The 18700-nt window shown below is 46.6% G+C and carries 29 protein-coding genes; 15 read left to right on the top strand and 14 right to left on the bottom strand.

Going from position 1 to position 18700, the window contains the following annotated elements:
• Positions 1-63 precede the first annotated feature (63 nt).
• Positions 64-612, top strand: coding sequence for a hypothetical protein (locus IJJ71_RS12250; protein ID WP_296847399.1), 549 nt, complete (start codon positions 64-66; stop codon positions 610-612).
• Positions 613-759: 147 nt separating this feature from the next.
• Here the strand turns inward: IJJ71_RS12250 and IJJ71_RS12245 are convergent, their stop codons facing one another.
• The 14 genes from IJJ71_RS12245 to IJJ71_RS12180 form a co-directional block, all read right to left on the bottom strand.
• Entirely contained in the window at positions 760-999 is a 240-nt protein-coding gene (locus IJJ71_RS12245; protein WP_296847398.1) for a hypothetical protein, read from the bottom strand.
• Entirely contained in the window at positions 996-1442 is a 447-nt protein-coding gene (locus IJJ71_RS12240) for a hypothetical protein (RefSeq protein WP_296847397.1), read from the bottom strand. Before IJJ71_RS12240 ends, IJJ71_RS12245 begins: the two co-directional genes overlap by 4 nt.
• A gap of 87 nt (positions 1443-1529) precedes the next feature.
• The gene (locus IJJ71_RS12235; protein WP_296847395.1) at positions 1530-1763 is read right to left on the bottom strand and encodes a hypothetical protein; all 234 of its coding nucleotides are present in this window, start codon (positions 1761-1763) and stop codon (positions 1530-1532) included.
• Complete coding sequence (locus tag IJJ71_RS12230) at positions 1756-3186, bottom strand: minor capsid protein (protein WP_296847393.1); 1431 nt, start codon at positions 3184-3186, stop codon at positions 1756-1758. Before IJJ71_RS12230 ends, IJJ71_RS12235 begins: the two co-directional genes overlap by 8 nt.
• Before the next feature lie 176 nt (positions 3187-3362).
• Positions 3363-4556: a phage portal protein family protein gene (locus tag IJJ71_RS12225; RefSeq protein WP_296847391.1), complete on the bottom strand. Its 1194-nt coding sequence runs from the start codon at positions 4554-4556 to the stop codon at positions 3363-3365.
• 73 nt (positions 4557-4629) lie between these two features.
• A complete protein-coding gene (locus tag IJJ71_RS12220; RefSeq protein WP_296847389.1) occupies positions 4630-6135 on the bottom strand; it encodes a hypothetical protein in 1506 nt (501 codons plus the stop codon).
• Positions 6113-6661, bottom strand: coding sequence for a phage protein Gp27 family protein (locus IJJ71_RS12215; RefSeq protein WP_296847387.1), 549 nt, complete (start codon positions 6659-6661; stop codon positions 6113-6115). Before IJJ71_RS12215 ends, IJJ71_RS12220 begins: the two co-directional genes overlap by 23 nt.
• A complete protein-coding gene (locus IJJ71_RS12210; protein WP_296847385.1) occupies positions 6654-7022 on the bottom strand; it encodes a hypothetical protein in 369 nt (122 codons plus the stop codon). The genes IJJ71_RS12215 and IJJ71_RS12210 overlap by 8 nt, the downstream gene beginning before the upstream one ends.
• Before the next feature lie 38 nt (positions 7023-7060).
• Complete coding sequence (locus IJJ71_RS12205) at positions 7061-7354, bottom strand: hypothetical protein (protein ID WP_296847383.1); 294 nt, start codon at positions 7352-7354, stop codon at positions 7061-7063.
• Positions 7332-7625 carry a hypothetical protein gene (locus tag IJJ71_RS12200; protein WP_296847381.1) on the bottom strand — a complete coding sequence of 98 codons (294 nt, stop codon included), beginning with the start codon at positions 7623-7625 and terminating at the stop codon, positions 7332-7334. The genes IJJ71_RS12205 and IJJ71_RS12200 overlap by 23 nt, the downstream gene beginning before the upstream one ends.
• On the bottom strand, positions 7622-8269 hold the full coding sequence (locus IJJ71_RS12195) for a cysteine peptidase family C39 domain-containing protein (RefSeq protein ID WP_296847380.1): 648 nt from the start codon (positions 8267-8269) through the stop codon (positions 7622-7624). The genes IJJ71_RS12200 and IJJ71_RS12195 overlap by 4 nt, the downstream gene beginning before the upstream one ends.
• 68 nt (positions 8270-8337) lie before the next feature.
• The gene (locus tag IJJ71_RS12190) at positions 8338-9183 is read right to left on the bottom strand and encodes a hypothetical protein (RefSeq protein WP_296847378.1); all 846 of its coding nucleotides are present in this window, start codon (positions 9181-9183) and stop codon (positions 8338-8340) included.
• Entirely contained in the window at positions 9170-9607 is a 438-nt protein-coding gene (locus tag IJJ71_RS12185) for a Panacea domain-containing protein (protein ID WP_296847376.1), read from the bottom strand. Before IJJ71_RS12185 ends, IJJ71_RS12190 begins: the two co-directional genes overlap by 14 nt.
• Before the next feature lie 188 nt (positions 9608-9795).
• Positions 9796-10476 (bottom strand): XRE family transcriptional regulator, encoded by a 681-nt coding sequence (locus IJJ71_RS12180; RefSeq protein WP_296847374.1) that lies wholly within the window; start codon positions 10474-10476, stop codon positions 9796-9798.
• A 197-nt stretch (positions 10477-10673) separates the two neighbouring features.
• Here IJJ71_RS12180 and IJJ71_RS12175 point away from each other — a divergent pair, with 197 nt between their 5' ends.
• The 14 genes from IJJ71_RS12175 to IJJ71_RS12110 all read left to right on the top strand — a co-directional run bounded on the left by IJJ71_RS12175 (position 10674) and on the right by IJJ71_RS12110 (position 18620).
• Entirely contained in the window at positions 10674-11000 is a 327-nt protein-coding gene (locus IJJ71_RS12175) for a hypothetical protein (RefSeq protein WP_296847372.1), read from the top strand.
• 269 nt (positions 11001-11269) lie between these two features.
• Complete coding sequence (locus IJJ71_RS12170) at positions 11270-11575, top strand: hypothetical protein (RefSeq protein ID WP_296847371.1); 306 nt, start codon at positions 11270-11272, stop codon at positions 11573-11575.
• A gap of 39 nt (positions 11576-11614) precedes the next feature.
• The gene (locus IJJ71_RS12165; protein WP_296847370.1) at positions 11615-12127 is read left to right on the top strand and encodes a host-nuclease inhibitor Gam family protein; all 513 of its coding nucleotides are present in this window, start codon (positions 11615-11617) and stop codon (positions 12125-12127) included.
• Positions 12128-12189: 62 nt separating this feature from the next.
• Positions 12190-12984 (top strand): hypothetical protein, encoded by a 795-nt coding sequence (locus tag IJJ71_RS12160; RefSeq protein WP_296847369.1) that lies wholly within the window; start codon positions 12190-12192, stop codon positions 12982-12984.
• Positions 12981-15041, top strand: coding sequence for a Mu transposase C-terminal domain-containing protein (locus IJJ71_RS12155; protein WP_296847368.1), 2061 nt, complete (start codon positions 12981-12983; stop codon positions 15039-15041). Before IJJ71_RS12160 ends, IJJ71_RS12155 begins: the two co-directional genes overlap by 4 nt.
• A gap of 14 nt (positions 15042-15055) precedes the next feature.
• Positions 15056-15949 (top strand): AAA family ATPase, encoded by an 894-nt coding sequence (locus tag IJJ71_RS12150; protein WP_296847367.1) that lies wholly within the window; start codon positions 15056-15058, stop codon positions 15947-15949.
• 12 nt (positions 15950-15961) lie between these two features.
• Complete coding sequence (locus IJJ71_RS12145; RefSeq protein WP_296847366.1) at positions 15962-16147, top strand: hypothetical protein; 186 nt, start codon at positions 15962-15964, stop codon at positions 16145-16147.
• Positions 16144-16554 carry a phage protein GemA/Gp16 family protein gene (locus tag IJJ71_RS12140; protein ID WP_296847365.1) on the top strand — a complete coding sequence of 137 codons (411 nt, stop codon included), beginning with the start codon at positions 16144-16146 and terminating at the stop codon, positions 16552-16554. Before IJJ71_RS12145 ends, IJJ71_RS12140 begins: the two co-directional genes overlap by 4 nt.
• The gene (locus IJJ71_RS12135) at positions 16551-16892 is read left to right on the top strand and encodes a hypothetical protein (RefSeq protein WP_296847363.1); all 342 of its coding nucleotides are present in this window, start codon (positions 16551-16553) and stop codon (positions 16890-16892) included. The genes IJJ71_RS12140 and IJJ71_RS12135 overlap by 4 nt, the downstream gene beginning before the upstream one ends.
• Positions 16893-16909: 17 nt before the next feature.
• Positions 16910-17212 (top strand): hypothetical protein, encoded by a 303-nt coding sequence (locus IJJ71_RS12130; RefSeq protein WP_296847362.1) that lies wholly within the window; start codon positions 16910-16912, stop codon positions 17210-17212.
• A complete protein-coding gene (locus IJJ71_RS12125) occupies positions 17209-17808 on the top strand; it encodes an HNH endonuclease signature motif containing protein (RefSeq protein WP_296847361.1) in 600 nt (199 codons plus the stop codon). Before IJJ71_RS12130 ends, IJJ71_RS12125 begins: the two co-directional genes overlap by 4 nt.
• A gap of 1 nt (position 17809) precedes the next feature.
• Positions 17810-17977, top strand: coding sequence for a hypothetical protein (locus IJJ71_RS12120; RefSeq protein WP_296847359.1), 168 nt, complete (start codon positions 17810-17812; stop codon positions 17975-17977).
• The gene (locus tag IJJ71_RS12115) at positions 17974-18198 is read left to right on the top strand and encodes a hypothetical protein (protein WP_296847357.1); all 225 of its coding nucleotides are present in this window, start codon (positions 17974-17976) and stop codon (positions 18196-18198) included. Before IJJ71_RS12120 ends, IJJ71_RS12115 begins: the two co-directional genes overlap by 4 nt.
• 146 nt (positions 18199-18344) lie before the next feature.
• A complete protein-coding gene (locus tag IJJ71_RS12110) occupies positions 18345-18620 on the top strand; it encodes a hypothetical protein (protein ID WP_296847355.1) in 276 nt (91 codons plus the stop codon).
• Positions 18621-18700 lie beyond the last annotated feature (80 nt).

The raw sequence follows: 18700 nt of genomic DNA, 5'->3' as shown, positions 1-18700 counted from the left end.
GTGATTTTCGGGGAGACTGTGAAAAATCATAATCCGACACCATTTCAAGCCGAAATTTGAAGTATGAAAAATTTATTTGCTTCGTCGGAAGTCATTTCGGCGGTCATCACTGTGTTCGGTTCGGTCATCACATTCTTACTAGCTTCCCTGTTTTCATTACACTCACGGAAAATTGACGAAAGACATTATTTTGCAAGGGAACTGCTGAACCGCCGACTTTCATATTATGAAGATTTGATTCACTGGCTTCCTGTCGAAAGAATTCTAGAATCCATAGACAACATGGCGAGTATGAACCTTGATTCGTTTGCTGATATATTCACTCACCATTTCTCGGAGTTCACTGATTTCATCGTCCGAGCCAGACTTTATGGAAGCAACGAAATCTTTAGGGAGCTTGTTGCATTCAAGAAAGAGTATAAGGTCAGACTTGAGAAAGCCCTTGCCAACAAGAAAATCTACAAGAGCAGCGTCAACATCCCAGAAGACGGGGAAGATATATTTAACTCGCTCCTCGACCTGAGCCGAAGATATGTCGCAAGAATCACTGCCATCATTTCCAAAGAGCTTGCTCTTGATGACATCCGCGCTGATTTCCGCCAGGCGAAGTGAAAATGGAACGAGGAACGGAAGCAAGCAAAAAAAGATCACAGTTATTAAAAAAAATTTCATGCCGATAGAATAGCATCAGTTTTTTCAATAACGGCTTTGCCAGGGCAATAAAAAAGCCCCGAAAGTTCCGGGGCGGTGTGTAATGTTCTAGTCGATGTCAATTTCTATTCCGTGGAGTGCAAGGAATATTTTCAGCTCTGTTTTTCTGAGGTAATGCTTTCCGTCCACGACATAGATTTCAAAACAGTGCAGTGCGTTGAGCCTGCATTTCTCGCAGTGGAATGAAACCTGATATTTCGTTGTGTCCTTGTTGATGTTCTTCCACTGGAATCTGTTCACATAACCGCTGGCAAACAGCCTGTCAAAAATGATGTCTGCTTCTATCATGCAGCCTGCCCGAATACGCTGAATTTTACGGTTGTCTCTATTCCGTACTGCCGCTTGAAATCCTCTACAGCCTCTTTCTTTATCTTGTCGATGACCTGATGACCGACATCATCTTTTGTCTCTGCAAATGTGAACTCTATTTTTCGATATTCAGTCCAGTAGTCGTTCATTGCATTCTGTGCGACAACATCAACAAGAGTTTTGAAACCAAGTGTTTCAACCGTTCTCTTGATGTATTCTATCAGCATTCGTGCAAGAGAAGCCACAGCATCCTCTGTATCAGCAGAGAATGTTACAAGCCCAAATTCAAGATTGATTACCTCAAAACCGTCTTCGGTTTTATTTATCAGGCAATGGAGATGAGGAATGTTGTAGGTCTCTTTTTCAAAGGTTTTCAGCACGATTTTGCCGACACCGACAAAGTTAAAGTCAGATAAATTCATACATAAATCATAGCACATAATTGCCGTTTTGTGTCACTTTTTCTTATTATTCGGATAAAAAAAACCCCGGATTTCCGGGGCATTGTCTTAAGCTGCATCAGCAGCATTCATAATCTTCAGTTTTTCTTTATTATTCTGAACCTCTTCAAATTTTCCGTTTGTTTCACGGATCATCGTTGGCCAACCTAGATATAAATTCTTTTCAGCTTCAGAATCAACTAAATAAATTTTAGAGCCATTCCAATTACTAAGTAACATTTTGCATGAGTTAAATTTGTACGAATAGTTTAGAGTGTTAGCAAATTTTAAAACCTCATCCATTGGTCTCCTCCAAAACATATTTTAACACATTTGCATCTAATTGCAAGTTGTCTACTCGTAAAATCTTGGGTTGATTATATTTTCCATCAAATTTTATTTGTTTGAATAAATATGAAAAATCTTCTTTGTCATATATTGCGCTATCTTGTGGATCATAAAACATTAGTTTTCCTTTTTTTGTTCGTATAACAGAAATAATGTGACCTCTTCCGTTGGATTCCCACCTGAAATCCATTACATATCTTTCTCCACGCTGTACTGTCTTTTTAATGTAATCTAATCCAGCTTTCCATGTCTTAAAAATATCTACATTTGATGACGGATTATCTTCTGGCCAAACCGGATGATGTTTAGTTTGCGGATCTATGAATGCTCTTAGAGGATTGTTTGCAAGCCTATTAAAGAATACGCTATTTTTATCATATGCTTTTGCTCTAACAGGGAATCCCTTCATTCGAGCTTCAAATGCAGCAACGCAAGTTTGACAGTTTTCTTTATAGTTTCCTCCAAGACTGCGGAATGGATTTACATTACCGCCATCAGCTTCTTCAAAAGTCATTTCATCACCTTTTGAAATGTTTCCAATTTTTTTAAGTTCTTTTATTGTTTTGTGCCTTATTACTTCATCATTTGAGCCATATACTCCATCAATTCCCAGCGCAACCTTTGCAGCCTCGATCTCCCCCTGCACACCGAAGTGCTTTGCCTGTCGCACCTGACTTTCCAGTTCTTCCCACCAGCTGTCACTTGAAAGCGGGTATGTGCCGAATCCTTTTGCGGGGCTTTCCGCTCCGTCCAGCTTGCTCCATTCTGCCGGAATCTCGCTCTCATCATAAATAGGGCGGACGGTAGAACGGCAGCTAAAATGCAGAGGCGGAAAATGAGTCTGCCAAAATGGGTCATCATAAGGGCGGATTATGTTTGTGAGCGAATGGCAGATTTCCGTCTGCCTTGAATCATCTATGCCGATGAATTGCAGTGCAAGCGGCTTGTCTTCTTCAAAGCCCATCGCACGGCCGACATTGTACGCCGTCTGAACATTGGTTCTGTAGACCGTCTCCCAGTACCAGCCCTGATTCGGCCCCATGCCGATTTTATCCTGGATGTCAGTTTTGGTGAGTGAAAGAAAATCCTTCAAGCCTTTTCCGTCGTGGACGTTCGCCAGCATCTCGGCGTTCAGCTTCTCCAAGAGCTTTCCATCATTGATTCTTGAAGCGGTGAACGCGCGGAATTTCATCTTGTCAGAGAGTCTGTTATAGTCAACTTTTTTTATAACGTCACGCTTTTTGAGGTATTCGACCGCCTCCGCATAGGGCAGGTTCTCGATGTCCTCAGCCGTAAGCTCGGCAAACTCTTCTTTGCGTACCGAAGAATCCAAGCCCATCATAAGCGAGCGGGTAAAGAGCTTTGCAGCTTCACCCATTGCCGCCCAGTCCGGCTCAAGAACTTTCTTCGTGTTCAGAATGTCGGGATTGCGCGCTGCTTCCCTGATGTATTCCTTGATTCGCTCAGCGTAGCTGTCTGAGATTCTTAGCCATGCGGCAGTAGAAATGCGGTCAAGCCTTTTGGCACGACTCAGTTCCGAAAGATACTTAGGCTCTACTGCCTGTTCTGAAAAAAATCGTCTTTTCCCCTGTCAGAAAAACCGAAAGACGGCTGAGCCTTAACAAAGCTGTCCTTTTCATCAGTCGGCTTCGGCAGATGCACCTTGTTGTAAAGCGCCTTTAAGCTCACAGGAACCCCGCGGTCAATCGCATCGCGTATGATTTCCCATGAGGCGAAATCCGTTGAGTCAATGTCATATTGCGGGGCAGCTTCGCCCGGAAAGTTCAGCTCAACAAAAGCGTTGACGAGCTGCTGGTCAGTCTGCTGGAGAAGATATGCGTCACCTTTGATTGTCTCGTCATAGGTCGCCTCGTGGAGCGTTCCCTGCGCCCTGGTTCCGTACTGACCTTCATTCACGGCAAGAGACTGACATGTTAGCGCATAGGCAATTTCCGTATCACAGATTTCGACAATCGTCTTGAAGTCGTTTATCTGTGAGGAAATTACCTTCACATCACGGACATTGCCGAGAGAGCCGTTCGAGCCGCTTTTCCAGTCCGACATGATTTCTGTGAGCGTTTTCGCGCGTTCCTTTGCCTCGGTCTCGTTCCTCGCGTCGAAAAGTGCCAGGATAGTCGGTGCGCCGACAATCTCAGCTGCCATCGCCCAGAACTTGACGCCCATCTGCTTGAACTTCCAGAAGCCGTATGCGCTGCGCAGGGCAGGACGCCCCCACTGGCTCAGGCTTCCGTCATCGTTCCTGTGGACTATGAATTTCCGCTTGTCGTCAAGGACAATGTTCTGCTGGGTGATTACAGGCGTATTGAAGTCGAGACCGTCACGCTGGGGAAAGCTCAGCGCATTTCTTGGAATCGGTACAAAGTTGTATGGAATGTAAAATCCGTCAACAAACTTCCAGAGCACCTCACACGCAGAAAGACCGTAAGGCACGGCGTTAAGAAGAATGTTGTTCAGCTTGTAGAAAGTGTTGAATGTAAGAAGGTTCTCGCAGGCTTCGTTCACCCGCTTGTTCTTTGACTCAGTGAAGGAGCCGGTCATCTGCAAAACCTTGTCCTTGCGGTTCTTAATCAGAGACTCAATGCGCGGGTCGTCCCTCATCTCGTCAAACACAGACTCACGCTCGCCGACATCGTTAAGCCAGCTTGAAGTGTCTGCCACATATCCCATAATCGAGCGGAAGCCCGTAAGGTTCAAGATTTTTGATGTTACTGAATTTGTCCGTGCCATAAAAAAATACCGTCCTGTAATAGAACGGTATCACACGAGATTGCTTTTCCCGCTTTTCTGGGGACTGTGGAAATCACCACCACAGAAAGCCTTTCTGCTTTTTCTTCTCCGTAGAGGCAAACACCGGAGCCGGATCTGCCGCACATTCACGCCACGCGCACACGCAGAGCATCGCCGCACTCGCACCGTCTCCGTGCCTCTTTCCCTTCAAGTCCCGGTCAGCAGTACGCACCGCCGGAATCGTCGGTATTCCGTTTTTCAGCGTGACGATAGCAAAGTCCGCCTTAATCGTCTCATCGTCAGGAACGGTAAAGTCCGCGCTCTCCATAAGACCGTGCAGGTCAGTTCCGTACTTCGCATACCAGGCATTAGTTTCCATCACCTGAATTGCAGCCCCCGGATGCCTGAGCATTGCGTGCTCTCCAATCTGCTGGCCGTTTCCGCGTGAGTCAATCGCGATTCCGCCCAGCCTGTGCCGTTCCTCGCACAAAAAGTCCGTGAGCATGTCGTTGAAATACTGCTGCTGCTCAAAAGGAGCGTTCTTCAGCTCGACAATCAGACGGACTGCAAGCTGAGTCTTTGCAACTTCCTCAGAAATCCAGTATGTCGTGAGGTCGCCAGAACGTCCGAAATCGTTCCCCCCGAACACCAGCCCCTCAAGCGAGCCGAGCACCGGGCGCACTTCCTGATTGAAGAACTTCTCAATCTCACGGTTCTTGTAAGCCTCGCTCTTGTGAAGGAAGCTGTCAGAGCATTCAAGCCGTCTGATGTCGTAGCTTTCCGCATCGGCGGTGGCATGGTCAAGAAGCCCACGGCTGAAATATCTGTCACCGCTGGCACGAGGAATTACATCAAGCTCCTCATCAGGGTTATCACCATAGATGCGGTACATCTTATCCATGAATTTCTTGTCAGCTTCCGGGGTCCACTTGCGCCCCTGTTTAAGACAGATTCTCTTGTACAATCCCTGAGCCATGGCCTCGCGGAAAGTAATACGGTGCAGGCTCCATTCCTTTTCTTTTCCAGAACGGATATTTTTAATCAGAATATTAAAAGGATTGTCGTCTCCGTTGTGTGTCGAAATAACACGGATCCTGCCACCCCACATAACAAGTGCTTTCGCAGCCTGCAATACGCTCTCCAAATCGTCAAAGAACGCCGCCTCATCAATCACGACATTTCCCTGCTTTGAGCGGAGCGAGCGGGAAACTCCAGGCAATCCCATAATCTCCGCGCCGGAAGAAAAAGTGATTCTGTATGTGGTGATAGATTTTTCATCATCATCAAGCAGCGGCTCTTCTTCTTCGATAATCTCGCTCACCGCATAGCCGAGCTTCTTCGCCCATTCGCCAGCATCCTCGATGTACTGACGGCAGTTGTCCTTGTTGAAGCTCATATAATAAGTATTGCTCCAGCCGTGAGCCGGAGCAGCATCCAGAACAGAGTCCGCAGAATCGGTCCAGGAAATACCGCACCGCCTGTTCTTCTCTATGATTTTGAGGTCGCTCTTGTCTTCCAGCCATTTCTTCTGATACGGCAGGAAGATTTCAAGCGGCTCAGTCTGATGGTTTTTCGTCATAAGTCACCTTCAAGCCCATAATCTTAGACTTGACGAACTCAATGCGCTCGTCACTCCATCCGGCTTTCTTACCTTCGTCAGCAACCGTCTTCGCCGCTTCAAAAAGCCCCTTCTTGTAGCCGCGCTCATACTCCAGCTTAACCCTCGCAATCTTGGTCTGTGCATCAGTATTTCTTACAACGGCCTTGAGAAGTTCTTCCGGCGAAATAGTAGAAAAGTTCTCGAACTTGTTTACTTCTTCCAGAAGCTTTGCCTGAACCAGCTGAACGCTTGCCTCTGCAATGTCCAGACCAGGATTCTTGCCAAGCTCGCTGACGATTGCCACGGCCTTCTTTGCAGAATCCTTGTAAGCCTTCATCTGAGCAGCCTGATCCACAAGAGTGCGGCCGACACCGCTCTTGGATATGTCGTAGCCCTCAGCCTTGAGGGTGTCCGTGATTTCCTTGTGGGTCATCTTCTCGTTGAAGTACATCGTGCAGATTCTTTCGACAAGCCCCTGCATCTCAATCTTGTTTCTCTTAGGCATTTCGGCCACCTCTCTCGTCAAGTTTCTTGTTAATTCCGTCAAGTGTAGACTTTATCCAGCCCATGTCACTTGAAAGAGTGGTTATCATCTTTATGTTGTCAATTTGAATCTGATTGACTTTTGCCCCAAGATTGTTGATGTCGACGGCATTCTCGTCCACGTCCTTTCTCAGTTCATCCACTGTGATTTGTGCGGGTAAGTCCGAAATCTTTTTCGTAAGCGTTTCAACATTTTTAACGAGTGTGCTGATAGTCGTATCCGTAGTTCCCTTGTCCTTGCCATACTTCACGAAAATGCCGATGAATCCGAGGACGGTAACGCATCCGCTGCAAACTGATACGATTGTTGCAAAAGTTCCCATTTTTTTTACCTCACTTAGAAAGCCAGATTATACCGCCCTCAATTACCGCCGCCAGGGTCGATACAATCATAGCCGTCCGCCAGAACGCCGTTTTCTTCTTCTGCCTTGAATATGATTTGTTCAATGCGGCATATTCCGTCCTCAATTCTTCCGACAGATTCCGAAGCAGAAGCGTTTCGCTTCTCATAGCGCTCAGCTCCTTCCGAATCTCCGCCACTTCTTCCCGCGTGAGAATAACCCCGCCAGAACCCGACTGCGAAAACAACGGAGAATTCAAGCACTGCAATAAGGGAATAAAGCAGAAGAGTCTTACAAGCCCTGATTTTTTCCACATCCGTACTCCTCAGTTACAGCCTCAAGCTCTTCAAGGTCTTTTGCCTTTTCCTTCTCGTAAATCCCCAGCTTCTTGTCGAGCCAGATTGAGCGGTACACAGGCGAGCAGGCAACAACAAAGAAGATACCGCCGATAATGATTTCAGCTGCATCAAGACCGAATGACTTTCCTGTGAAAATTACAGGCACGAAACCCTTAACCAGAAAAAGAACGGCCACCCACGCAATTGCAAGAATAATTGCCTTAAGAGATACATCCTTCGCTTTCATTTTGATTCCGCCTTTCTGATGAGGTGAGCCATCTTGTTGTCAGCTCCGCAGTGCCGGATCTTGCTGTTGAAGTCCTCAACAGGCATTTCGATGTCGTTTCCGTTCTGGTTTCTGTACTCGGTGCGGTAATCTCCCCAGCTGTCGTCAAGAATGAAGTGAGTAAGGTTTCCATCGTCATCTTCCTTGAATCCGACGCAGGCGACCACATGCCCGATAGTGTTTCTGCCCTCCGCAACGAAAAGCCCGGATAGAACAGCCGCACCGCCGTTTCTGAGAGTGCCGACAATTTCAGACTTTGACCGCCATTCGCCCCATTCAACGACAGGCTCATCCTTTCCGATAAGGCCGCGCTCCCGGAGATAAAGGTTTGTGCCGAAAGCAAGGACAGGATGCCATTCGTTCGGAGCATACATTCCTTTAGGGTCAATCTTCTTCCAGCAGGCATCAACGCGAGCGTCCGCCAGGATAAAGTGCATGAGCGCATCTTCCGGCTGAGCGTACTGCTCCGTAGCAAGCTTCTCCACATCCCAGCCCGCCGCCACAAGAGCCGCAATCATTGCCGTGACATTGCAGGCCCCGTTAGGCTTGAGCTTATTGTTCCGCTGGGTGTAGTAAGGTTTATTTTTCGAATTGTTCTGAGTCATAAAAAAATCCTCCCAAGTACCCAAAGTGTACAAGGAAGGATTTGATTTAAGGCGAGTGGTGGAATAGGTCAGTTCAAAACCAAGAATTTTATCAACAATGCTATGAGCAGTACCATTAGGCAGAGGTTTACATATATAAAATATCCCTTCAGTGATACATCCTCTTTAGAGAATTTTGATATAAGTTTTATAAAAAGCATGAAGATATTGGTCATACAAATCATCCAGATTATACCAATGAACAAAATCCTTTGAACGGAAGCTTTTTTTACATAACTCATCATTGAACTTAAAGAACTTATTCCACCAAAAATCACAAAAGAAAGAGATGTGAATATAGTTATAAGGCTTATTAACTGCCCCGTAATATTCTTTTCTAGTGAAGTAATTTTTTGCTCTGACTCTTCAACATGATTGTTTATTTCTCCCGTTGCCTTTTCTAATGATTTATTGACAGCCTCTTTTGTTTCGGAAGATATTTTATTAAATTCTTGCTCAGTTTTGAGATAAACGGCTCTTTGCACCATTGCCAGATTACAATGATCATAAAACTTCAGGAAAAGGGTATAGCAGTCCTTATCAACAAAGATAAATGCCCCTTCCGCGTTTTTATCTTCATCCCGTGTTTTTATTGCTTCTATTACAGTTGAAATGTTGTTTGTAAGATTTTCAATTTTTTTGCCATCTTCACATGAAATGATTCTGCTAGATATTTTTGAATACAATAATTTCTTATAATTTTTTGAGAAAGATTTGAAATTCTCAATCCATTCGTTAATGTCAAAATTATCTGGAGATGTCAAGATTAAAGAAAAAATTTCTTCCTGTAATTCTTCCTGTTTATGAAAAGATTCATTTCGAGCAACTCCAGAACCTTTTTGAGCATTAAGAAAACTATCGTTATTTTTTTCCACGGCTTAAAAAATAATTCCTAATTGAGTCATTTGAGATTCGGTTTTTCTGTCCTTTTTTATACACATTTTTCCAAGGATCCTGATTGTGAGTTATTTCAACCAATTGTCTTGTTGGAAAAGATTGACAGTAATCAATAATACTATCAATCTTTTTTGAAATTTCTTCTACGATTGTAGGAATAATCCCTGAAAAACTTAAATCCCAACTTCCAAAAATCTTATAAGCATGATATACACACGGCACAACTGGCCCAAAATCCCATGCTTCCATTTCATCATCAAAGCATGGATTACCTGTTTCTACGAGAACTTTTGCCTGTACAAAATAAAGAAGTTTTTGTAAGCGAAGATTACTGATTTCCCGCCCATTGTTGTGCTCATGGTTAATCACATACTTCGCGACTTCCAATGCACTGTATGCCATTTTTACGGCTCCCACCTACCGACACTAATCGGCTCTATATAAAGAGATTCCGAGAGTAATTCCCGGAATTTACTAGAAGCAGATAACACATCCGCTTCTAGTAAGTATACTACATTTCTCCATTTTGTAAAAGAAAAATCGCCTCTCTGCATCAATTTTTCTTACAACAAAATCCTCTTTTTTCCCCATCATGTCCTGAACACCGTGTTCTCATGCAGCCACGCCAGCACCCGCCCGAAGATATGAAACTCGTTGCTGTCGGCGTCAATCGTGCGGATAAGCTCCGCCTCGCGCAAATCCTGCTTCTGCACCGAGTAGACCATGACCTTGTTCTCCAGCGGCTCAAAGCGCAGGAGCTTGCAGTACGCATCGCCCGCAAAGCCGAACACATAGATGCCGTCCCTTGTCCTCTGGTCGCTTGAACCGTCAAAGAAGACCACATCGCCGTCCTGAATGCCAATGCCAATCATGGAAACACCGCTGGCACGGAAAGCGCAGATGCTCTTTCCTGCAAGACACGGAAGCGGACTCAGCGGCTCAATGTAGCTCTCGATGTTTGACTCGCTTTCCCAGGTCTGACCGGGACCGCACGACACCTTCTGACTCAGTACAGGAATCTTTTTGCACGGAGCGACAGCCTTTTCAGCCTCACGGGAGCCGGAAAACATTTCCCCCTCACCAGTTAGAAGCCAGTTTGCATCTATTCCGATTTTTTTTACAAGAGACTTCATAAGATTTTTTGACATATCTCTTGAACCATTTTCTACACTTGCAATTGTTGCAGTTGAAACTTCAAGTTCAGATGCAAATTGTTGTTGTGTTAGTCCTTTTTCTTTTCGAATTTTTTTAAGCTGTTCTGCAATTTCCATAAAACCTCTTGAATATAATTACAAATTGTAATTTTTATCTAATCATAATGTTATTTTTTACTTGACAAATTACATTATGTAATTATAATTACAAATTGTGATAAGTTGATAAGTCAATTATCAACGGAGTAAAAGGAAACTTTGAAAATTGACAAATCAACTAATCAGACTATCGACAAAAAAAAGGAGGTTGTGAAGTGAAAAGCACAAAGACGAAGCCGTTGACCATTGAGCAGATTCGTCAGCTCGTGGCAGAAAAGCAGGAAGAAAATAAAAAGAAACTTCTTGCAAGGGCAAGCAAGAAAATCACGCCCGACCAGGGCTTGTATATCAAGTACAGGCTGAAATGTGTTGGTTGTTCAAGCATTGATATTGCGCAGGAAACTGGCTGTACAAAGCAAGCTGTTAGCAATGTGCTTTCCGGCAAGGCACACAGCCAGCGCATAGAGCGCGTGGTCGCCGCCAAGCTCGGCTATCCAAGCTGGAACGAAATGGTGCAGACCCTAAGGGAGATGGCAGCATAAAGTTTTTATACCACAGGCAAGCAGAGGGGAAAAACAAAAAAAAGGAGGTGATGCAAAAATCACAATTTGGAAGAACGGTAGGAAACCGCCGTACATGGACAGTGAGGAAAAGACCTGAACCCGCAGAAAATACATCATGCGGTCACGAACCTCACTCTGCAAGGATTGCAGGCGATGTCAATCTTCGGACTTCTCGCCCTCGCAAAATTCAAGAGTCCGGCAGAAATTTGCCGCGACATAGAAACCTTACCGCAAAAGGAAGAAATGCAATGGCAAAAACATTTAACGACGCAGTGCTCGACTTTTTCAGAAACAAGCCAGTCCGGATTGAGCGAGCCTGTTATGTAGACGGCCGGAAATACCTCGCGCCGCCAAGGCTCAGCTTAGAAGAAAAGCTCTACCAGGCAAGCACGAACCTTGGCCGCTTCTGGAACACGCCGCTCCGCAACTTCTGGAAAACGGTCTACATCAAGTACCGTGACGAGCTCTGGAAGACAAGAAAAGAAAAAGCCGGAACACCCGCACCAACGGCAATTCCGGCATCGGACAATCACGACGGCAAGCCAGCCGCATGATTTCACACATAAAGCAAATATTACCATAAGGAGAAAAAAATGGGAACACGCTACAAGCCAAGCATGGCAAAGCTTGAAAGTCTTGATGATGTAAACCTCGCGTTGCGGGACATCGGACTTGCAGAAAAAGAACTTGAGGCAATCGACAACGAGGCAAACAAGCAGATTGCAGAAATCAAGACAGAAACGGCAAAGAAAGGCGAAAAGCTCCGCCTCCGCATTCAGGACCTTTCCGCAAAAATCGCCGCATTCGCCGAATACAACAAGGCTGATTTGTTCAAGGACAACAAATCAGTTGAGCTTTCCTTCGGAAAATTCGGCTGGAGAAAAACAACAAAAATCAGCGTAAAGAAAACAACGCTCGAACTCCTTAAAAAAATGAATTTGTTCAACTGCATCAGAACAAAAGAAGAGCCTGACAAGAATGCAATGGCAGAGCTTACCGACGAAGCACTCCTTCAGGTCGATGCCTGCCGCAAAGTCAGCGACGACTTCTTCTGCGAAGCCGACATCGAAGAGGTGAACAAAGACTTGCTTCAGTCAGCAAGCTAAAACCAACGGCGGGAGAACTTTCTGGATGTCAGCTCTCCCGCTGGCAAAGGAGTCTTTAAAAAATGAACGAACTAGCAACAAGCAGCACCGCACTTACACCAGAACAGGCTTTTCCGTTTCAGCGCGAAATCGACACATGGAGCATGGAAAGCGCGGTAACGGAACTCAGACCGAAAGTTGAGCAGCTGAAAAAAGCCAGCGTTGAAGTCTGCCGCTCGCTCTTCATCGCACACGAGGCACTTGCCCAGCGCGGAGGAGACAGGCGGAGCGAAGACGCACAGACCTTCGGCTTCACTGACTTTCTGGAGCTTGTCGGAATCTCAAAGAAGACGGCCTATGTCTGGCTCCGTCTTTACGATCCGGCAACCGACAGCTTCATCACGCCGGAAGAAATCGAGACAAAAAAGCTCAAGAGCGCAAATCCTGCACTTCCGCAGACTGACGGCGACTTTGAGCGGCTTATCGCCCAGGCAATGGCAACAGGCGTGCGCGGCGAAGGCTGGACCAACGAACACGAAAGAATCTTCAAGATGCGTAAATCTGCCGAGCACATCGCAGAGCTTGCAAGAATCTGGGGAAAGAAGAAAGTCCGCCTCAACTGGGGCGATGACGACTACTTCTCAAAGACACTCCTTCAGAACGGCAGGATGTATGCAAAGGTCAATCTTGAATCAAAGGCACAGTATGAGGCACAGCTCAACGTGCTCGGAATGATAACAGATTTCCTTACAAGCATTGAGAACCCTTCCGTAAGGCTCTCGGCAGTCTGCAACATCGGGCTTCGTGTTCGTGAGCTTGTCAACGACATAGCCGAAGAGGAACGGAAACTTAACGAATTTTCAGGAGTTGAAGATTGATTCAGACTTTTGCACCAGTCACAGACAAAAAGTTCGCCCTCCGTTCGGCAGTGTATGACGCATTCCGCAAGAGAAGCCCGCTGATTTCAAAGGCACAGGCATATCTTGAGATTGCGGAACGCTTCAACATCTCCGTTCCGACAGTCCAGCGTTACATCCGCAAGATGGAAAACAGCTCAATGTTTGCCCTGCCGGAAGGCCGTCAGGGTCGGCATGTCTACGCCTGGAGCGACGAGGCTCTGAGCTTCTTCACGAACTTCCTTCTTGCAGCCATTCAGGAAGTCGGAGGATGCACGGTTCGGAACGCCTACAATTACACCAAGCAGGAAGCCGCACGCCAGGGCTGGAATATCGGAAGCGAGGCAAGCGCCTATGTACACGCCAGGAACATCAGCCCGGCAATGAAGATGCTGGCCAAAGGCGGCCAGCGCGCGCTTGACAACATGTTCTACATCAGCCGCGACCTGTCAAAGCTCAAGCCTTTCCAGTTGATAGTCGGCGACCAGCACATCTTCGACTTCTGGTGCATCAATCCGAATGCAACCGGAGCAAAAGACCGCTACATCCGCGCCGAGTGCTATCTCTGGCTCGACATGGCAACCCGCCTTGTCTACGGAATCAGCTTCGACATCGCCTACAACACCCACACCGTAACGCGAGCCCTCAGAATGGGAATACGCCGTTTCGGCAAGTTCGAGAGCACCTACAACGACAACGGTTCAAGCGAAAAATCAAAGCTCGCAGACGACATCGTTGAAAGGCTCCAGAATTACGGAGTCCGATTCCTTGACGAAGCCGACCTCTACCACGCGGAGAACGGACGCTACATCGTCGAGGACACGGAAGGACTCGTTGTTGATGTAGTTCCGACAAAAGCCGAGTGGGAAAAGCAGCACCGCCGAATCTTTGCACGGGTAAAGAACGCAAAGACAAAGCCGATTGAACGCTTTTTCAACACGCTTGAGCAGATTCTTCGAGACCTCTGCCTGCCGGGACTTAAAAAAGGACTTGCAATCACAGCCCCGGAAGAAGAACAGGCGACAAAACGCCTTGAGTGGCAGAAAAAGAACGGCTACATCCTTGAATACGATGTCTTCATCAAGAGCGTCGTCAAGGCACTTGAAATCTATGAAGACAGGGTACATGCCACGCTCGGATGCAGTCCGCGTGAACGCCTGGAGCAGTACAAGAAAGACGGCTGGCTTCCGACATTCATCGACCCGCGTGACGAAGCCTACCTCTTCATGGAAAGCACGATGCGTCAGGTCAAGGGAGACAGAATCGAGCTGAACGGCACCGAATACATTGGCCCGGACTTAACCCAGCAGATGATTCTGGAGAACCGCGGAACGCTCGTAGCCTACAACCGCCAGAAGATAGAAATCCGCTACGATCCGGAGAATCTTGATCTGGGCGTATTCGCGATTGAGCCTGGCACAAACCACGCAATCGCACTCCGGCCGGTCAAGAAAATCGACATGCTCAACCATGAAGAAATGGTCAAGCAGCTTGAATGGAAGAAGCGGAACATGAGGGCAGTACAGGAAGCATTCAAGACAGTCACACAGAAAGGACTGAAAGTGCTTTCCGAGCCGCAGAAATTCGCAGAGCTTCACAAGGCAGAAAGCCTTGCCGAAGAAGCCGGAGCATATCAGCTTGAATACAAGCAGCCGGAAATCAAGATTCCAGCCGTTGTAAGAAAAGCTGATATAGAAACAGAGGAAGAGCGTGAAATTCCGCTCGCCGTAAGCAGAAAGGAATCCGCAGATTTCACCGTCTTGCCCAAAGCCATGAGCCGCCGGGAAGAGCCGATTTCGCAGGACGACTTCCTTTCAGCACTCACACAGCGAATCGGAAGCGAGAACGTTCTCCGCGCCCACGGAAAGCCGGTCTTCTACACCGACCGCGAGCGTTACGAATACATCCTGAACCAGTTCTATTCAGGCGAACACCTGAGCAGAGAGGACATGGATTTCAAGTTCGATTACGAAAGCAAAATGAACGCGAACGAGGAAAACTACTTCGCTTCATACATCAAGGACAAATTTACAAACTAAAGGAGATAGAAATTATGGAAAGCACACTTAGAACATACATCGAGAGCAACAGGCTCTCAATGCAGGAAGCCGCCCGCATCATCGGAGTGGACAAATCCCAGATTGTCAAAATCTGCCAGCAAACTTACCCGAACTGGCAGGACAAGGAAACGGAATATGTCGCAAAGCTCCGAAGCGCAGGCTACACAAGCATTATACCACAAGGCATCATAATTGACACCGACGTGCTGGTGCTCACCCCAAGCGTAGACCGCTTCCAGGCACTTGCAGATGACCTTTCAGACCCTGCCGGTACGATGTCATCATCAATCGGAATGGCAATCGGAACGGCCGAACGCGGAAAGACACACACCGCCAAGTGGTACTGCCAGAACAACCCGAACGCAGCCTATGTTCTCTATGTAGACGGCTCGACACAGGTTCAGCTTCTGCGCGACATCTGCGAGGTAGTGGCACACACAAGACCGTACAGCTTCGGAGCCTGCATCACAACGCTGGAAGAATCATGCAGATATTCACGCCGACTCATCATCATCGACGAAGCCGACAAGCTCCCGGTAAAGCACCTTGAAATGCTCCGCGGCATCAACGAACGCTGCCAGCTTCCGCTCCTGCTCGTAGGTGAGGAAGGCTTGAAGACAAAGACAGACCGCGTACCGCGCCTGCGCTCAAGAATCCGAAACCCGATCGTATTGTTTGCCCGCGCACAGAGCGTAGATGTTGTGGCTTACTACCACGAGGCAGCAGGAATCGACATCAACTTTGACACGGCGGACAAGCTCGCTCGCCATGCAGACGGTGGATTCCGCTCAATCGTAAACGACTCAATCGCAATCAGCAAGATGGCAAAGGCATCAGGCCTTTCAACAATCACAGACAACATGCTCGACAAACTCTGTGCGGCATAAGGAGACATAAAAATGCCAAAAAAGATAATCGCAATTCCAATCAACAAATACCAGGGACAGGATTTCCCGACACAGCACTTCAAAAGCATCCAGGACTGTGCCGAAAAAATGGGCTTTTCCGTGACAAAAATCTACGAGGCACTCCGTGAAGGAAAGCCTGCAAGAGGCTACTACATCGACGAGGAGATTGAGCAATGAAACCAATGACAAACCGAAAGAAACTGATTTCGCTGATTCACGCCCAGAAAAACACGGCGAAACTTGACGAGGACTGCTACCGAACAATCATCTTCGGAGCCACAGGCAAGCAGAGCTGTACGGAATGCGACACAGCGGAACTCCGCACCGTATTCAACGACCTCAACATCGTGCTTGAAAGGCAGAAAAAAGCGCCGTTCCGCTTCATACCGAAATTCGAGCATCCCACACAGCTTGATGCAGTAAAAGCCCGCGCCCAGAAAATACTCGGTGAAGGCTGGCAGAAACGCCTTGACGAGTTCATCCAGACAAAAGTACGCAAGACAACACTTTCTTGCCTTACGCAGAAAGAACTCCGCCAGGTAATGGGCTTTCTTTCAACAGTCGAGAGGAACGCAAAGAAATGACAGAACTGTTTTCCATATCCGAGTTAAGACAGCCGCTGTCACCGGAAGAAAAAGAAGAGCTTATAGAGCGCATAGTCCGTCACGCCCAGATCGGCTACCAGTACATGTACGATGTAAGGGAAGCCGCCGGCCTGATGCACATCTCCTACGACGAGATACAGACCCTGCTGAACTTCTACAAGCTCGACTGCTTCACAATCCGTGACACAGTAATCCGCATCCCATGGTGGAGCCTGGCAGAATACCTGCTTGACCCCGCCGAAGATATGGAAACAGCCCTCCAGGACTACCTGAAATCACTCCCCAAAGGGAGTCTGAGCAACAAGAAATCCGCTTAGCGGAAGGAAAAAAAACTATGAAAAACAACCTTGCAGACCTTAACGACAGCCTGTTTGAAATGCTTGAAAAACTGAGTGATTCCGAAACGCTGGAAGATGAAAAAAAACTTGGAATGATGTTAAGACAGGCAAATGCAGCCTGTTCAATATCTTCGCAAATCCTTAATGTGGCAAAGCTTCAGGTACAGGCGTTACGAGTCGCTGAGGATTGCGGACTTCTTAATGAAGAAATGCCGGCACTGCTCGCAGTTAAAGACAGCAAGAAAAAAGTCATTGAAGGAGTTGAGCAAAAGCAGAAACTTCTGGGAGTTTCAAAATGAAAGGAACAAAGGTATTTCCATCAGAAATACAGGATTTCATAATCAACAACAACCAGGGCAAAACGCTGGAAGAAATTACGGAACTTGTGAACAAGACATTTCAGAAAAGCTACACGCAGAACCAGCTCCGTTCATTCCGAAAAAATCACCGCCTTAAAAGTGGTCTTACGGGACGATTTGAAAAAGGACATTCACCCAAGAACAAAGGCCGGAAAGGATGGTGTCCGTCAGGATGTGAAAAAGGCTGGTTCAAAAACGGTTTCCGTCCGCACAATGCAGTTCCGGTCGGAACGGAAGTCATGGCAACTATCGGCTACTTAAAAATCAAGGTAGCGGAACCAAATGTATGGCGCTTCAAGCACATCATGGAATGGGAAAAGTACCACGGAAAAGTACCGGAAGGAAGCCTGATCTCATTCAAAGACGGCAATCATCGCAACTGCGCGATAGAAAACCTGATGCTTGTGACCAGGGCAGAAAATGCAATCCTGAACCATCAGAACATGCGTTCAAACGCACCGGAACTAACAGAAACAGGTCTAATCCTGGCAAAATTAAAACATAAAATCAGTACGATCCAAAAGGAGAAAAACTAACATGCAGAAAATGACAATCGAACTTACAGAAACAGAAACAAACTTGATTTTACAGGCCCTCTCGATGCAGCCGTACAAAGATGTTTTCCAGATAATTGCAAAACTTCAAGCTGAATTCATAGCGCAAAATGCTGAGCAGCCTTCGGAAAACCAGGAGAAAGCAAAATGAAAAGAGTCATGCTTTACCTATGGCAGTTGCCACAAAATCTTGTCGGCTTGATAGCATTCAACATGCTTGGAGCCGAGCCGGCTCCAATAGACAAGGGCGTATTCCTGCATCGCAAGAGTTTCTTTAGCAGCGTTTCACTTGGTAAATTCATAATCCTAAATGAATACCAGTACAACGGAAAAACCCTTCGCCACGAACGCGGTCATCAGAAACAATCGTAGTATCTGGGCTGGTTCTACCTTCCGTTAATCGGGCTTCCGAGCACCATCGGGAACCTGATTTTCAGGCTCGGATTTATCCGAAAACGCTTCAATTACTACCATCAGCCCTGGGAAAAATGGGCTGACAAACTAGGAGGCGTAGAACGATGAAAACACAAATAATCACAGACAATGAAATAGATGAAGAACTTGCCGAAGACTGGCTTAAAGCCGCTTACGGAGCCATAGATTTGCTTCCGTTAATCCCGGAAAAACTCAGCGAACCTATGGCAGCCTTCGTCCTTAAAGTATCAGAACCAACAATCAGGAGAATGGTACAAGATGGCCAGATAAAGCTGGAAAAACAGGCAATTTTGAACTACATAAATCAAAAAATGCTAGTAAATCGCCCCCTAAATTTAGCCGAAAACGCCCCCAAATAGCCCCATTTTGCCCCAGATAGACCCGCAAAAAATGTCAGTTTTTCTTATAATTTTACATCAAATTTTTTGAAAACTGACAG

Origin of the sequence: Treponema sp., assembly GCF_017430385.1 — a bacterium.
Classification (GTDB): Bacteria; Spirochaetota; Spirochaetia; order Treponematales; family Treponemataceae; genus Treponema_D.
Note: the sequence above shows the minus strand (reverse complement) of the source record. Positions and strands in the feature narration are given on the sequence as shown.

Bases quoted from the DNA above. Each gene is read 5' to 3' on its own strand.
- IJJ71_RS12250 (WP_296847399.1), top strand. From the start codon at position 64: ATGAAAAATTTATTTGCTTCGTCGGAAGTCATTTCGGCGGTCATCACT.
- IJJ71_RS12245 (WP_296847398.1), bottom strand. From the start codon at position 999: ATGATAGAAGCAGACATCATTTTTGACAGGCTGTTTGCCAGCGGTTAT.
- IJJ71_RS12240 (WP_296847397.1), bottom strand. From the start codon at position 1,442: ATGAATTTATCTGACTTTAACTTTGTCGGTGTCGGCAAAATCGTGCTG.
- IJJ71_RS12235 (WP_296847395.1), bottom strand. From the start codon at position 1,763: ATGGATGAGGTTTTAAAATTTGCTAACACTCTAAACTATTCGTACAAA.
- IJJ71_RS12230 (WP_296847393.1), bottom strand. From the start codon at position 3,186: ATGGGTGAAGCTGCAAAGCTCTTTACCCGCTCGCTTATGATGGGCTTG.
- IJJ71_RS12225 (WP_296847391.1), bottom strand. From the start codon at position 4,556: ATGGCACGGACAAATTCAGTAACATCAAAAATCTTGAACCTTACGGGC.
- IJJ71_RS12220 (WP_296847389.1), bottom strand. From the start codon at position 6,135: ATGACGAAAAACCATCAGACTGAGCCGCTTGAAATCTTCCTGCCGTAT.
- IJJ71_RS12215 (WP_296847387.1), bottom strand. From the start codon at position 6,661: ATGCCTAAGAGAAACAAGATTGAGATGCAGGGGCTTGTCGAAAGAATC.
- IJJ71_RS12210 (WP_296847385.1), bottom strand. From the start codon at position 7,022: ATGGGAACTTTTGCAACAATCGTATCAGTTTGCAGCGGATGCGTTACC.
- IJJ71_RS12200 (WP_296847381.1), bottom strand. From the start codon at position 7,625: ATGAAAGCGAAGGATGTATCTCTTAAGGCAATTATTCTTGCAATTGCG.
- IJJ71_RS12195 (WP_296847380.1), bottom strand. From the start codon at position 8,269: ATGACTCAGAACAATTCGAAAAATAAACCTTACTACACCCAGCGGAAC.
- IJJ71_RS12185 (WP_296847376.1), bottom strand. From the start codon at position 9,607: ATGGCATACAGTGCATTGGAAGTCGCGAAGTATGTGATTAACCATGAG.
- IJJ71_RS12180 (WP_296847374.1), bottom strand. From the start codon at position 10,476: ATGGAAATTGCAGAACAGCTTAAAAAAATTCGAAAAGAAAAAGGACTA.
- IJJ71_RS12170 (WP_296847371.1), top strand. From the start codon at position 11,270: ATGGCAAAAACATTTAACGACGCAGTGCTCGACTTTTTCAGAAACAAG.
- IJJ71_RS12165 (WP_296847370.1), top strand. From the start codon at position 11,615: ATGGGAACACGCTACAAGCCAAGCATGGCAAAGCTTGAAAGTCTTGAT.
- IJJ71_RS12160 (WP_296847369.1), top strand. From the start codon at position 12,190: ATGAACGAACTAGCAACAAGCAGCACCGCACTTACACCAGAACAGGCT.
- IJJ71_RS12150 (WP_296847367.1), top strand. From the start codon at position 15,056: ATGGAAAGCACACTTAGAACATACATCGAGAGCAACAGGCTCTCAATG.
- IJJ71_RS12145 (WP_296847366.1), top strand. From the start codon at position 15,962: ATGCCAAAAAAGATAATCGCAATTCCAATCAACAAATACCAGGGACAG.
- IJJ71_RS12140 (WP_296847365.1), top strand. From the start codon at position 16,144: ATGAAACCAATGACAAACCGAAAGAAACTGATTTCGCTGATTCACGCC.
- IJJ71_RS12135 (WP_296847363.1), top strand. From the start codon at position 16,551: ATGACAGAACTGTTTTCCATATCCGAGTTAAGACAGCCGCTGTCACCG.
- IJJ71_RS12130 (WP_296847362.1), top strand. From the start codon at position 16,910: ATGAAAAACAACCTTGCAGACCTTAACGACAGCCTGTTTGAAATGCTT.
- IJJ71_RS12125 (WP_296847361.1), top strand. From the start codon at position 17,209: ATGAAAGGAACAAAGGTATTTCCATCAGAAATACAGGATTTCATAATC.
- IJJ71_RS12120 (WP_296847359.1), top strand. From the start codon at position 17,810: ATGCAGAAAATGACAATCGAACTTACAGAAACAGAAACAAACTTGATT.
- IJJ71_RS12115 (WP_296847357.1), top strand. From the start codon at position 17,974: ATGAAAAGAGTCATGCTTTACCTATGGCAGTTGCCACAAAATCTTGTC.
- IJJ71_RS12110 (WP_296847355.1), top strand. From the start codon at position 18,345: ATGAAAACACAAATAATCACAGACAATGAAATAGATGAAGAACTTGCC.